Origin of the sequence: Cohnella sp. GCM10020058 (genome assembly GCF_042683485.1) — a bacterium.
Classification (GTDB): Bacteria; Bacillota; Bacilli; order Paenibacillales; family Paenibacillaceae; genus Cohnella.
Map to the genome: position 1 here is coordinate 365,598 of NZ_JBHUJV010000002.1, position 13,825 is coordinate 379,422.

The window sequence follows — 13,825 nt, forward strand, 5'->3', positions numbered from 1 at the left end:
TCTGTTTCAGTAAGATCGCGTGTCTGTCTCCAAAACCATTGCTGACCGCTTATTGGTCTATACCCGGCGAACCGGCCTTTCGCAACTGAGAACTCGTACCATGTCTATGGAACGAGGGCCGAATCTCTTATGTTTCAATCTTCCTAATTTTGTATACATTCAGATAGGATTAAAGTTTTATCATTTAAAAACGGGTCGTGCGACCTAATCAGACGGACAGGAGTGTTGTGAAGTTGAAAAAGATCGGAGCTCTCTTTCTATCTCTTCTCCTGGCAGTAAGTGTGTTCTCCGGCGCGGCTTCAGCCGCAGCCAAGCCTGTCAGCGTCTGGATGGACGGCTCGGCCGTGCAGTTCAAACAGGGCGAGCCGACGGTAGAAAACGGCACGACGCTTGTTCCGATGCGCCCGCTGCTGGAAAAACTGGGCGTCGCGTTGAACTGGGACGCCAAGAGCCAGACGGTCATGGGAACGAAAAGCGGATTGTCCTTCGCGCTCCAAGCGGGCAATCGCACCGCGGTCGTCAACGGCGCGGTCGTGACGCTCGACGTACCTCCGCGCATCGTTCGCGGCACGACTTACGTCCCGCTGCGCTTCGTCGCCGAAGCAATCGGCTACAAGGTGACTTGGGACGCGAAAAACAATGCGGTCTCCCTGACGCCGCTTGGCCAGCCAGGCGGAAGCACGGGCTTCCTGTGGAAAGCAGAGAAAAACGGCAACACAGTCTACCTGCTTGGCTCCATCCATGTCGCACAGGCACAGATGTATCCGCTGCGCGCCGAGATCGAGGCCGCATACAAGGCATCTCAGTATCTGGGCGTGGAAGTCGATCTGACCAAGACCGACGACGAATCGATCGATAAGCTGATCGCAGACAAAGGCATGTACAAGGACGGCACGACGCTGAAGGATCACGTATCCGCAGAAACGTATCAGGCGCTCGTGGACATTCTCAAGGCGAACGATATGCCGACAGATACATTCGATCCGTACGAGCCGTGGGTTGTCGCCCAATCGATCCCGACCGCGCAGGAAGGATACCAGGCCAACCTCGGCATCGACGCTTACTTCATGGGAAAAGCCGTCTCGGACAATAAGCTGATCGTGCCGCTTGAATCTGCCGAGAGCCAGCTGGAGCTGTTCGACCGTTTCTCCCCGGCTCTCCAGGAAGAGCAGCTCCAGGAAGCGATCAACGCTTATAGTGCCAGCAGCGGCAACGGGATGGACGCACTCACGCGTATGTGGGTCACGGGCGACGAGGACGCGCTCCGCGCGCTCGTCAAGGCTTCCGCCGAAGACCAGGAGTATTATAAAGCACTGGTTCTGGACCGCAACCTGACGATGTCGAGCAAGATCGAAGCTTACCTGAACGACGACCAGAACGTCACCCGCATGATCATCGTCGGCGCGCTTCACATGCTTGGCGATGACGGCATCATTACGCGGCTGAAGAACGACGGCTATACGGTCACGAAGCTCTAACGGTACAGCCATACGCAAAAAACAGGGACCGGGCGAACGCCCGGTCCCTGTTTTTTTCTATCGCGTTAGCCGCTCACGGCCGGCTCATGCTCAGCTCCGCGAGCTTGGAATCCCAAGCGACCGCTACGCCCATTTGTTTCAGCAAAGCGGCCGGCACCACAACCGCGCCGAGCCTTGTATACGGCTGCTGCGCCAGCGTGAACTTCTGCCCGTCCACCTGTGCCTCCGGCGAGCGAAGACTGATGACGGCCGCGGAACGGCCGACTGTCAGTTCGAAGGTGGCGTCCGCGTTGACCTTCAGGGTGCCGCCCAGCGCCTTCACGGTGTCCTTGAGCGGGACAAGGAGGCGTTCGTTCTCCATCACCGCAGGAAAGGCCGTCGAGAGCGGCTTGCCGTCGACCAGCATGCCGATCGCCGGCAGCACGGGCGCGGGCCTGTACAGCATCCGCGCGTCGTTCACGTTCGCGGATCCCGCTTCATACCACTGATTCCCGCCGACGCCCCACAGTTTGCCCTGGGCATCGATCCCGAGAGCGTGATGGTAGCCCGCCGCGATCTCGCGAATACCGGACCAGCCGCCGATCTTGCCGGCCGTGCCGGTCAGCCATTTGTTCGTCGACCATACGTCGCCTGCCGTCGTGCGGATCAGCACGGCGTCGAAGTTCGCAATCTCCGCCTCCTCGGCCTTGAGCGAGGTCGCGATCCTCGCCGGCTTGCCCTTTACTTTGACCGGCCCGGGGTTAGCCTGCTGGTACAGCGCTTCGAAGTCCAACTGCGCCTGCCAGGCTCTGCCGGAAGTATCGACGCCGACGATCCGATCCTGGTAAGCGGACAGCTGCTTCATCGCCGGGAAGCCTGCAAGTCGCGCGGGGGCCACGAGCGCGAGCCCGCTGCCGTCGAGCTTCCGGATCGATCCGAAGCCCCAGACCGCGCCTGCGCCGTCGATGGCGTAGACGAGATCGCCCTTGGCGATCATGCGCGAGAAGCGATAGGTGCCCGCAATCTGCGCGACGATAATCTTGGGCTTGTCCCCCGCCTGCGGCTCGTAGGTCCATCTCCATAGCGTGCCGTCTTTCTTGAGCGCGAATCCCGGAACGGCAGCCTTGACGTCCTGCAGGCCGGGGATTTGCGTCGGCAGCGTCGTGCCGCCCTGCACCGCGCCTCTCGATCCCCACTCCCAGACCGTTCCGTCTGTCGCGACGCCTGCCTGCGTGCCGACGCCGTTCGTCGAGATCGCGGCAATCGTCGGCAGCCCGGAGAGACGGACCGGCCGGTCGATCTCGCTCGTGACGCGGGATTCCAGGACGCCGAGCTCGCCGAACAGCGTCCGTCCCCAAGCCCATACCGTCCCGTCCGCGCGCAGAGCGGTCGAATAATACTCGCCGGCGACGACTTGGACGAAAGCGGTCGAAGCGACGGCGCGAACCTCGGACGACGATGCTGCGGCTGCTGCGGATACGGTCCTGCCCGGGCTCGCCGCGGACGCGCCGGCCGGCAGCAGCATGGCGGCCGTCAGCAGTGCCATCAGTCCTTTATTTAAAATAGGCAATTGCATTCATCCTTTCGTCGATGACGTTCACTCTTGATTAGACGCCATGCAAGCTTCAAAGGTTTCCTGGAATGTAAAAAAACGCCCGCCTCGATATCGGCGGCGGGCGGTAGCGGTCACTAGCAGGCGACAGCGGGCGGCAGCAGACACGCTCTACAGACTGGATATCTGTTCTTCGACCCGTTGAAGCGCCTCGATCACGAGGCGGCAGTTCAGCGTTTTTTCCCGTAAATCCTGAACCGTATAATAGTAATGATTGCTGGCCTCGAACCCGATCCGGGAATCCCGGACGACAAGGTCGTGCAGCTGCCTCGCATTGCCGGCCTCCGCTTGCGCGATGCCGATCAGCTTGCGGCAAGCCTTCAGCCGGACGGACGGGCTTCTCGCGGCGGCCAGCTTGTCGCGCGTCCTTACGAAATCAATCTGCAGAAAAGTGCTGTAGAAATGAAGATAGGCAGCCGACGCCGCCGTCCTTAATTCGCCGTACGCTCCCTCCGATCCGGGAGACAACTTCTTCTCAGCCGCTTCCAGCAGACGCAGCCCCTTCTTCCATCCGGCCGCCAATTTATTGAACTGGCCGGCGAATTCGGCCGGCGAATAAATGCCGCGCCAGCTCTTCAGATCGTCGTAAGGATAGCCGATCATCGTCGCATCGTAACCAGTCGGGCGCAAGTGGAGCAGGTTGGCCGGTCCGAAATTCTGCGACGCATAATAAAGCACGCTCAGATCGAACGGGAACTGCCGGAACGCGCTGCCGAAGGCAGCCGAGGCGTCGGCGATCGCTTGCCCCGCCGCGCTGCCGAACTTGTCTTCCATTCGATTGCGAATGCTCGGCTTGGCAAGCGAACCGGTGTCCCAGTAATAGTCGGCCGCGAGCGCAAGATTCAGGGAGGGATAGCCGCCCAACGTCCAGCTTAGCATGAGGCCCGTGACGCCGGATTCGTTCAAGCGGACCAGATGCTCCTCGATCAGTTGAAATACGGGCAGGAACGGCACGGCCGAGCATTCCCACGTATTGTTGAATTGGACTTTCGCCGCCGTGCGCAGCCCCCGGGCCTGCGCCGCTTGCCAGCTTCGCAGCGACTTCTCGCCGGGACCGACGACGGACATCGAATAGTCGGCGACCTGTCCCCGAACGCCGGCGACGCTCGTCGGAATCGCTTCCTCGCTCGTGGCCATCACGATCACGTTATCCGGAAGCTTTTTGATGGCGGATTCAATCTCTTCTTCCGTCCATCCCCAGCTAGGCGCCCATCCCCATGTCCAGCAGAGAATGCGCGCCTCGGGCTTGACCTGGAATGCGCCTTCGGCAATGATGCCGTTCACTTCCGCCGCCACCTCGCCAGGTCTCCTCAGCGCGCAGCGCGGGCAATTGGTGATCACGTTCACCGCGCGGGAATAGCAATGCGTCCAATTTTCCGACATCGTGATCGTGAACAAGCCGGCCAATTCGGGAGCTTCGCGGAATAGCCGGGATATTCCGTCGCGCAGTATAGCCTGCACCTCGGGGTGAGACGTGCACATTGTCGCGGCGCCGTCTTCCGTATGTCCCTGCCAATCGGGCTTGTCGGCAAAAAAAGAGAGAGGCATCGAACGCGGTTCGTTGCAGTACAAGAAAACGCCGATGCCGTACTTCGCCGCACGCGCTGCCAGAAGACGCAAGCCGACGATCCGTTTCTCCCAATCCGCGGACATCTCCTCCGGCAAGCCGTCAAGCGGAACGAGGTTGTAAAGTACGTTCTGCAGCCAAATGCCGTTAACGCCCGCCTCGGACAGCCGTTCCAGCAAGTCTTCCGGGTAAGGGTCCGATTCCGGCGTCAGGAGCGGGTCTCCATACACGGCGCTGTACGAGTAGATGATGCGCAAATCGAATTTGGTCGTCCTTGCGTACGTTCCCGCCATGAGATAAGGAACCTTGCCTTGACCGGTTTGCCCGGCAATCCATTGCAGCCCCCGCATAATACCGGTCTCCGCCGCAGCTCGGATCGTGATCCGATCCGCCTCCACGATTACCGCGTGATCCTCTGCGCGTCCGGACGCATCCGCCGCGATCTCGATTCGCATGACCGGTTGCGAAGTTTCTCCGGACGGGGGCGCCGATTTCTTCTGAACGCTCCACTTCGTCTCCCAAATCCGTTCATGCTTCGCCACGAACCTTTCCAATGCCGAATCGAGTACGAGGGTTCCGTCCGGCGCCTCGATCTTCCATGGGATATCCAGCCGAACTTCCCCTGGAGCGGGTTTCCGGAGCTTAGCGCGATGCGGCGTATCCGGTGTTCGACCGTAATCGAGAAAGGCAAACGGCTTTTCAAGTCTCGCTTCCGGTGTCGTTCCGGCCAGCGTCATGTCCGGCAGCCCTGCGGCCGTCTCCCGAATTTGCCGCGTCCGCTCCCGTTCCTCCGCAGTCAATGGCCGGTATCGTACGGGCTCCGTCCAAGGCTTGAAGCTGCCTAGCTTGATCCAGAGGAAATCGTCCTCTTTGAGCGTAAAAGCCAGCTGCGCCTCCGTCCAGTCAAGCAGCTCGAGCAGCTGTCCGAACGGCAGCAGGTGCCAGTTGGCGCGAATGATCGTAATGTAGCCTCTCTTGAGCCATATCTCTTCGTTCCCGGTCGCCGACATCTCAAGTCCCAAGCCGGAAGCGACTTCCTTCATCTGCTCTTCGGAAGCGCCGAGCACCGAGGCCAGCCGCTTAATCGGAACCAAACCCCAGTTCCGCCAGACGACAGCCTGCATACGCGTTGGAAAATGAGGCGTCGGGAGCGCTTGCCGATCCGGATCCGTCCGCAGCTCCAGCAACATGGCAGCTCACTCCCCCATTTTGGCGCGCATCCGATTTTCCAGTCTGCCCAGCTTGTCGATCGCGAGCACCATCTTGTCCCCGTCCTTCAGCCACTCGCGCTTCTCCGGCGGATAGCCGAAAATGACGCCTTGGGGCGTTCCCGTAAGAATGACGTCTCCCGGGTTCAGCGTCATATACTTGCTAATGTAACTGACCAATTCGTCGCAATAAAAGATCATGTCCGACGTATTGGAGCGCTGCCTGACTTCGCCGTTCAAGCTGCAGCTCAGTTCGAGATCATTCGGATTCCCGACCTCGTCGGCCGTCACCAGGTAGGGACCGATCGGACAGAAATGGTCCAGGCTCTTGCCGAGCAGCCATTGATTCGTCCTGAACTGCAAATCCCTGGAAGACAGGTCGTTGGCGATGCAGTACCCGAAAACGTAATCCAGCGCCTCTTCTTTGGAAACCCCGCTTGCTGTCCGACCGATCACGATGGCCAGCTCGACTTCGTAATCGCCTTCTTTTACGTAAGCGGGCAATGGGATCGTCTGTCCGTGGGCGGCGACGGCATTGTTGAATTTGTTGAACAGCACGGGAAATTCGGGAATGCTCATGTTCGATTCCGCAGCATGCTCGCGGTAATTCAACCCGACGCAAATGATTTCCCCCGGAATCGGCACGCAAGGGCCGAACGTCAGGTCTTCCTCGCGCATGAGGGCGCCCGTCTCAACCGCGGTGCGCACATGCGCCTCGATCCGTGCGACGACCGGTTCGCCTCCGGCAATCAGCGCCTCCATCGTCCGCGGCCAGTCGCCCGTCGCGGGAATGGCCGCCACGCCGTCCCCGGTGCGGACGCCCAGCCTCAGTCCTTCATCCGTCGCATACGTCATCAACTTCATTTTTCGCCTGTACCCCCTTCTCTATCATTCATGAACGACGGAATCGCCTAGCGACACTTCTTGTCCCGACTTGCAGGAGGCCACGATCGCGTCGGCGACCTCGACGCCATGAACGGCATCGCTAAAAGAAATGACGGCCGGCTCTTCGCCCCGTCCGATACAACGGCATATATACGTCAGCTGCTCACGCAGGCAGCCGACCGATTGCCCGTGCAGCCTGGCATGAATATCCGTATCGGGCGTCAGTCTTCCCGCGCCGTTCCAGAACTGCAATCCCCCGTCGCTCGTCTCGAAACGGGCGGTCCCGTTCCGTCCGGTCACTTCGATCGCGTCCGCGATCTCGACGCCCGCCTGGTCGGGCGTCGTCCAGTTGCTATTCAGCACGGCCAGCGTCCCGTTCTCGAATTCGAGGTTCGCCCACAGCACTTCCGGAGCCGCGGCGTCGGGATGGCGGACGGATCTTCCGTAAGCCTTCACGCTTCTGACCCGGCATCCGGCGTACCAGATCGCCAGATCGATATCGTGGATCATTAACTCGAAGACGGTGTGCACGCGCTGAAACGTCTGGAACAAAAATTGCTCCCGCGAACGCTTCATGTACATGCTCACCGGCGCGCCGATCTGTTCGGACTGCAAGGCTTCCTTGATCGCGGCATAGCGCGGATCGAACCGGAGCAGGTGCCCCGGGAACAGCAGCTTGCCGCTCGCGGCGGCAGCTTCCTGCATCGCCCTCGCCTCGTCCGGCCGGGTCGTTACCGGCTTTTCCACGATCACATGTTTGCCCGACTTCAGCGCTTTCACAGTCGGTTCCAAATGCTGGCTTTCGAATGTGACGACGCTGATGAGATCGATATCGTCGCGCCGGATCAGGTCATCGGCATCCTGGTATAGGTTCGCAATTCCATAGGCCTTTCCGGCTTGCTCCAAGCGTTCCGGGGAGCTGTCGCATATCGCGACGACTTCCGCCGTTCCCAGCGAGCTGAACGCTTCCAGATGGCACATGCCCCATCGGCCCAAACCAAGAATCCCCACTCTCACTTTTTCCATCCCGTTCTTCCTCTCCTCGCTATAAATTCGGCGGTACGTCGAGCCGCCCGAAGCAGGCTTGCGCCTCGGCGACGGCTCTCCATGCTTCTGTCAGCAAGATGACGCCATGCCCGGGGAACAAACTGTCGATGCGGAGACCGTGCAGCTTTTCCACCGTAGCCGCGTATTCGGAAATGACGCAGTCCCAGACGTTTTGAATGACGACCTTGCCGCCCGCGAATACCGAGTCGCCTCCGAACAACAGCTTCCTTCCGTCCCGTTCGAGCAGAAAGGAAAGATGCCCTCGCGCATGACCCGGCGTATCGATCGCCTTCAGCACGAGATCGCCGATCGCGATCTCGTCGTTCTCCCGCAAGCCTCTGGCTACCGGACAAGGCGGAAATTCATAATCCGCCGGATATACGCCCGCCCTGACCGCAGCGTCGATGCTCGTCTTCTCCCGGTCTCCGCGTTCGATCCAGGGCAGGATTTCCTCGGAAGCCATCACCTGTATGCCGTATTTCCGTTGAAAATAAGCGGCGCCGGCCGCATGGTCGCCATGTCCGTGCGTAAGCAGCAAAGCCTGTATTTGAGTCGGCGAGACGCCTAAGCGTTCGATATTCGCCGCGATCCGCCCGGGCTCCAAGCCTCCGCCGGCATCGACCATCGCATATTGGCCGTTTCCCCCGTCCAGCAAGAAGACGTTGCAATCCATCGGATCGCTGAGCCGAAAACCGAATTTGCCGCTGCCGACCAGATAGATGCCTTCATCGACTTGAATCATGACGGGATATAGGCGATGCACGCGATCTCGACGCGCATACCGGGCGGAAATTTAACGACTTCGACCGTGCTGCGCGCGGGAGGATCCGCTTGGAAAAACCGCGCGTACGCTTCGTTGTATGCCGCAAAATCATTCAGCTCGTCGATGAAGGAAGTGACTTTGACGACGTTGTCCATTGAAGTGCCCGCCGCCAACAGAATTTGTTCCATATACTCGAGCACGATTTGCGTTTGCCGCGCCATGTCTCCGGGAAACAGCACTTCGCCGGTAACGAGATCGAACGGACACGTGCCCGCTACGTATACCATGTCGCCCAGCTTGACGGCCTGCGAATAAGATCCGCTGGGCTTCGGCGCCTTGTCGGTGCGTATGATTTCTTTCTTCATCGTCGCATGCTCTCCTCTTGTTTGAACTTGTAGCTGCAAGCCAGCAGATAATAGAATTCGACCGCCTGCACGACCTCCGCGACGGAAACCCATTCCTGCGCGGAGTGGAGCCTGCGCGATCGATCCCTGACCCAACATCCTCCATTCGTTAAGTTTAAAACATAATAAATTATATATAATATTTAATATGTATCTGTCAACTATTTAAACGAATTCTCTAGAATTTGTGGAATCGCTTACAAAAACACGGAAACTGCGAAGCGACAAGCCAAAAAACTTGCCGCTACAAGCCCCTGCTTTATCCATCCATTTTTTCTTCGGGCCACAATTCCAAAGTGTTCGTACGATCTGCGGAACCGTTGTTCTGCAGCGTTTGGATGCACTCTTTGAAGGAACGGTGAATATGCCTTCTCATTACCTTTTCCGCCTCGTCCGGATCCCCTTTTTGGAGCGCGTCGATCAGCTCTTTATGCTCGTCGTATTCCTTTTGCTTCGTCGACTTCATCCCGATGATTCGGTTGGCCAGCTCGATCTGGAAAGAAATCGAATCGTATATTTGGATCAGTCTGGAATGACGCGAGAATTGAATGATGCTTTGGTGGAGATTCAACGATTCCTTCAGCAGTGAGTCTACTTCCGGATCGTTTAGCTTTTCGCCCATCTCGTCGTACAAATCGACAAGAAGCTGGAGCTGCTCTTGGGTCACGTTTAACGTCGTCAGCCGCATCGCCAAACCCTCCAGGGAAGCGCGAAGCGAATAAATCTCAAAAATATCCTTTTCTTCCATGTCCTTTACGATCGGTCCCCGGTTCGGAACGATGTTGATGATGCCCTCTCCCGATAGCAGCCGCACGGCCTCGCGGACCGGCGTTTGACTGATGCCCAGTTCCTTGGCGACCTTCGTTTCGACGATTCTGTCTCCCGGATTAAGCTCTCCGTTCAAAATTTGCTGCTTAAGGAGCGTAGCTAGATCTTGGCTCATGCTCTTCTTTTCCAGAAAAGACTGCTTCGTTATATTGTTCATTCTTGTCCCGCTCTCTACAATATAAATTTTACATTATATATTATATCACATCGACTTGTGCCTAAATGGCTAAGCGAGCTACTCGGGGGCAGCAGATGCGTGCTTCGCCGGAGACCCTCGAGCTTACGGAAAACGGTCTCCGACTTGAGTGCCGGAGACCGCCTGTTCTGTAACGCGTATTCGTCGGACCGAGCGAACGTGCCGCCAGTCTAATTGTCCAGCTCCACGATTCTTTAGAAAAACCGCAGATCGAAGCTGTCCGTCGCGCCTTCGACGACAGCGTGAAGCTGCCGGGCTTCGGCGTCATAGGTCCATTCGCGCAGCGATGCGCCCGAAGCGATCGCCTCCGTAGGCGCCGAAGGCATCTGCCGCACGACGATCCGGAGTGTCTGCGAAGCCTCGGCCGTCCCTGTCTCCTCCGCCTCCCGGTCGTGCGGCAAGCCGTCGTGCGCCAGTTCGCAGCGCAGCGTGGTGCCCGCGCCGGTTTGCTCCGACCAGTTGAACTCGCGAAGCCGATAAGCCCCTTGCTCGTATGCGTATGTCCTGCCGTCGTCTTCATACAGACGAAATTGGCCTTCTTCTCCCGCATATACGGTCAGCGTGACCGGCTCCGATTGCGCGGCTGCATCGTCCGCATACATCGCAAGCGGCTGCTCTGCAAGGATTCCGCCCGCGCGGACGTACATTGGCATCGTCGCAAGCGGTGCGGCAGCGAGAATCCAGCGCCCGCCCTCATGACGCTCGCCCGTCCAGTAGTCGTACCAAATGCCGGCCGGCAGATAAACCGCGCGCGAGAACGTACCGGGCCGCAAAATTGGCGCGACCAGCAGATCCGGACCGAAGAGGAACTGGTCGCATAGATTGTAGACGGTCTCGTCGTCCGGATACTCCATGAGCAGCGGCCGCACGATCGGCAAGCCCGATACGGACGTTTCGTAGAACAATGCGTAAAGCGTCGGCATGAGCCGATACCGCAGACCGATATAAGCGCGGCAGATGTCTTCCACCTTTTCCCCGAACAGCCAGGGCTCCTGCCGGATCGTATCGATGGCGCTGTGATTGCGGCAGAACGGAGTGAACGCGCCTACTTGCGTCCAGCGCGCCAGCAGCTCGCCCGTCGTATGATGCGAAAAGCCGCCGATATCGGGTCCCGCGAACGCGACGCCGGACAAGCCCAGGTTAAGCACCATCGGAATGCTCATCGCCAGGTGCTCCCAGTAAGCCCGGTTGTCGCCCGTCCATACGGTCGCGTATCGCTGAATGCCTGTGTAACCCGCGCGCGTCAGAACGAAGGGGCGCTCGCCGTTCAGGTGGCGCTTCATGCCTTCCTGCGTCGCCTTCGACATGAGCATGCCGTACAAATTGTGCAGCTCGCCGTGCGTCCTGGGATTGCCGTTGTTGGCGTGAACGACGTCGAGATCCATCGTTTTGGAATCGTTGAAGACGGACGGCTCGTTCATATCGTTCCAGATGCCTTTGATGCCGTGGCTCGTGTAATGAACGTGAAGATTGCCCCACCAAGCTGCAGCGCTGTCGTCCGTAAAGTCCGGAAACGCGCTCGGTCCCGGCCACACCGGGCCAATGAAGATCTCTCCTTCGAGCTTGCGGCAAAAATACTCGTTGCGGACGCCCTGCTGATAAACGGGATACGAAGGGTCCTTCTTTACGCCCGGATCGACGATCGGGACGAGCTGGAAGCCGAGCGCCTCAAGCTCGCTCATCATTTCCAGCGGACGGGGGAACGCCACAGGATCCCAGGTGAACACGCGATACTCGTCCATATAATGAATGTCCAGGTACAGCACGTCGCAGGGGATCTTCTTTTTCCTGAAGGTCCGCGCCACTTGCAGCACTTCATCCTGGCTCATATAGCTGTAGCGGGACTGCTGATAGCCGATCGACCACTTCGGCGGCAGCGGCGTGCGCCCGGTGAGCGCCGTGAGATTGCGAACGACGTCCTTGAGCGTCGGTCCCTGAACGACATACAGATCCAGCGCCCCCTTCTCCGCCGAGATCTGATAGCGATCCGCGCGGGTGCGCATGTCGAATGCGGTGCGGCCCGGGTTGTCGAGCAGGACGCCATAAGCAGGACGGCCGTAGCGGAAATGAATGCTCCACGGGATCGACTGGTAAAGCGCCTCGATATCCGGCACATGCGGCGCGTAGACGTCGCTGTTCCACATCTCGTAGCGCTCGCCCTTTTTATCGAGGAAGCCCGTCTTCTCGCCAAGGCCGTAAAAATGAGATTGGTCGTCCATCGCCAGCAGCGCCGTCTGCGCCCGCTTCTCGTTCCATTCGAGGCCGAGCAGGTTGGCCAACAGCCCGCCGCGGTCGTCATGGATCTTGAGGCCGAAAGGAGACTTAACGGCGACCGCCCGCAGGCCAGGCGAAGCGATCGTATATGCGTCCTCGTCTTCGGACAATACGATATCTCCAGATTTTGTTAGCGGTAAAATGGCGGGCGTCGTGCCAAGATCCGGTGCATTTTCGCCAAAAAAGACTTTGATTCTCAGGATGCCCGACGCCAAGGGAACGATCGCCAGGTTTGCGTTGTCGCCGTAGAGAATGACGCCGACGCCTTCCCATCGTACAGCGCCGGTCAGGCGGCCAATTCGGCTGAGCGAGTGCTTAAACGGGTCTTTGCCCGGACCCTGATGATCGGGATGAATTTCTTCGCTAGTCAACATGCGCTGCGACACCTCTGCCTATTAAGATTGCTCCATCATAGCAAACGCCTTGCGGGCGCGTAATAAGCGGGGCTACGCATTGTATGCGCAGGATTACGGATGTTAACCGGACGAATTATTGCCGTTTATTCGTTTGGGGCAAGACATGGTAGCTCGTAGAGCGCCCGTTTGGGGAAAGCTTCGCCTGCAAAAAACCTTTCGACGCCAAAGACCGCAAGGCGTGCGCGACCGTGTAATATCCGATTTTTAGTGCCGTTTGCGCTTCGATCGGCTTGAAGAAAGCTTTCCGTTTTCCGCACCAGTGAAGAATGGCATGCTCGTACAAGTTCAAGGAAACAGACTGAGCTGCGTCGCCATAGCCCCAAGCCGCCAGGGCTGTTAACAAAGTTTGTTGGCACCGCTTGGGTCTCTCGAGCATATCGTCTCTGTTAAAACGAAGGAGATGCCATCCGTCAATGAGAAGATGGTTCTGACGCTCCAGGTTATCTCCGTATCGATATCGGCTCACGTCGCGCAAATGCGTCCCGTAAGCGTCCGCTTCCAGAAGCAGCCCTCGATAAAAGCCCGGCAATATATAAGCGAAATCCGCAAATCGCTGGCCGTCTTTATAATCGGTCAACTCGTATTCGGGGTGCAGGTCGTTCAAATTGCCCTTGGCCGGCCACCACACGCTTTTTAACAACAACTTTTCATTCGTAAAGCTGCCCTCAATCAATCTTCTCCTCCTCTCCCCGCTGCTCGTCTGAACGGCTCGCGACATCATCTCGTCATAGGCCGCTTCGAATACCCGATCGACAACCATTCTATCGCCCCTCGCCAAGTAATAGAAAAGGCCGCCCGTCCGGTAAAACCCGGTACGAACGGCCTGTGCTTCAGGCTTTGTTTTATGCTTTATTGAAAGAATAAAGCAGTTTGCGAAAGAGTTCAAGTCGTTTTTTTAAAGTGACGCTGTAGAACGTTACTTGGGCCGCGGTACCGTGGTGTGGAGCGGATGTGACGCTGTGGAACGTTACTTGGGTCGCGGGACCGTGGTGTGGAGCGGATGTGACGCTGTGGAACGTTACTTGGGCCGCGGGACCGTGGTGTGGAGCGGATGTGACGCTGTGGAACGTTACTTGGGCCGCGGGACCGTGGTGTGGAGCGGATGTGACGCTGTGGAACGTTACTTGGGCCGCGGAAACGTCACTTCTGCCGTGGAACTGACACGCGC

The 13,825-nt window shown here is 58.5% G+C and carries 11 protein-coding genes; 2 read left to right on the forward strand and 9 right to left on the reverse strand.

Features of this window, described 5'->3' with window-relative positions:
- The first annotated feature begins 233 nt into the window (after positions 1–233).
- Entirely contained in the window at positions 234–1,478 is a 1,245-nt protein-coding gene (locus ACFSR7_RS04710; RefSeq protein ID WP_378159382.1) for a TraB/GumN family protein, read from the forward strand.
- Between the two features lie 73 nt (positions 1,479–1,551).
- Here ACFSR7_RS04710 and ACFSR7_RS04715 read toward each other — a convergent pair whose 3' ends face one another.
- From ACFSR7_RS04715 to ACFSR7_RS04755, 9 genes are all read right to left on the reverse strand, one after another.
- Positions 1,552–3,027, reverse strand: a complete 1,476-nt coding sequence (locus ACFSR7_RS04715; RefSeq protein WP_378159383.1) for a stalk domain-containing protein — start codon at positions 3,025–3,027, stop codon at positions 1,552–1,554.
- Between the two features lie 153 nt (positions 3,028–3,180).
- Positions 3,181–5,826 carry a beta-N-acetylhexosaminidase family protein gene (locus ACFSR7_RS04720; RefSeq protein WP_378159384.1) on the reverse strand — a complete coding sequence of 882 codons (2,646 nt, stop codon included), beginning with the start codon at positions 5,824–5,826 and terminating at the stop codon, positions 3,181–3,183.
- A 6-nt stretch (positions 5,827–5,832) separates the two neighbouring features.
- Positions 5,833–6,708: a fumarylacetoacetate hydrolase family protein gene (locus tag ACFSR7_RS04725; protein WP_378159385.1), complete on the reverse strand. Its 876-nt coding sequence runs from the start codon at positions 6,706–6,708 to the stop codon at positions 5,833–5,835.
- Between the two features lie 24 nt (positions 6,709–6,732).
- Positions 6,733–7,755, reverse strand: a complete 1,023-nt coding sequence (locus tag ACFSR7_RS04730) for a Gfo/Idh/MocA family protein (RefSeq protein ID WP_378159386.1) — start codon at positions 7,753–7,755, stop codon at positions 6,733–6,735.
- Between the two features lie 19 nt (positions 7,756–7,774).
- Positions 7,775–8,539, reverse strand: coding sequence for an MBL fold metallo-hydrolase (locus tag ACFSR7_RS04735; protein ID WP_378159387.1), 765 nt, complete (start codon positions 8,537–8,539; stop codon positions 7,775–7,777).
- On the reverse strand, positions 8,515–8,904 hold the full coding sequence (locus tag ACFSR7_RS04740; RefSeq protein ID WP_378159388.1) for a RidA family protein: 390 nt from the start codon (positions 8,902–8,904) through the stop codon (positions 8,515–8,517). The genes ACFSR7_RS04735 and ACFSR7_RS04740 overlap by 25 nt, the downstream gene beginning before the upstream one ends.
- A 298-nt stretch (positions 8,905–9,202) precedes the next feature.
- Positions 9,203–9,886: a GntR family transcriptional regulator gene (locus ACFSR7_RS04745; RefSeq protein ID WP_378159389.1), complete on the reverse strand. Its 684-nt coding sequence runs from the start codon at positions 9,884–9,886 to the stop codon at positions 9,203–9,205.
- Positions 9,887–10,161: 275 nt separating this feature from the next.
- On the reverse strand, positions 10,162–12,615 hold the full coding sequence (locus tag ACFSR7_RS04750) for a glycoside hydrolase family 31 protein (RefSeq protein WP_378159390.1): 2,454 nt from the start codon (positions 12,613–12,615) through the stop codon (positions 10,162–10,164).
- A gap of 115 nt (positions 12,616–12,730) precedes the next feature.
- Positions 12,731–13,417: a DNA-binding response regulator gene (locus ACFSR7_RS04755; protein ID WP_378159391.1), complete on the reverse strand. Its 687-nt coding sequence runs from the start codon at positions 13,415–13,417 to the stop codon at positions 12,731–12,733.
- A 191-nt stretch (positions 13,418–13,608) separates the two neighbouring features.
- On the opposite strand from ACFSR7_RS04755, the gene ACFSR7_RS04760 reads away from it, so the two are divergent.
- Entirely contained in the window at positions 13,609–13,818 is a 210-nt protein-coding gene (locus ACFSR7_RS04760; RefSeq protein ID WP_378159392.1) for a hypothetical protein, read from the forward strand.
- Positions 13,819–13,825: the final 7 nt, after the last annotated feature.

Bases quoted from the DNA above. Each gene is read 5' to 3' on its own strand.
- ACFSR7_RS04720 (WP_378159384.1), bottom strand. From the start codon at position 5,826: ATGTTGCTGGAGCTGCGGACGGATCCGGATCGGCAAGCGCTCCCGACG.
- ACFSR7_RS04725 (WP_378159385.1), bottom strand. From the start codon at position 6,708: ATGAAGTTGATGACGTATGCGACGGATGAAGGACTGAGGCTGGGCGTC.
- ACFSR7_RS04730 (WP_378159386.1), bottom strand. From the start codon at position 7,755: ATGGAAAAAGTGAGAGTGGGGATTCTTGGTTTGGGCCGATGGGGCATG.
- ACFSR7_RS04740 (WP_378159388.1), bottom strand. From the start codon at position 8,904: ATGAAGAAAGAAATCATACGCACCGACAAGGCGCCGAAGCCCAGCGGA.
- ACFSR7_RS04745 (WP_378159389.1), bottom strand. From the start codon at position 9,886: ATGAGCCAAGATCTAGCTACGCTCCTTAAGCAGCAAATTTTGAACGGA.
- ACFSR7_RS04750 (WP_378159390.1), bottom strand. From the start codon at position 12,615: ATGTTGACTAGCGAAGAAATTCATCCCGATCATCAGGGTCCGGGCAAA.
- ACFSR7_RS04755 (WP_378159391.1), bottom strand. From the start codon at position 13,417: ATGGTTGTCGATCGGGTATTCGAAGCGGCCTATGACGAGATGATGTCG.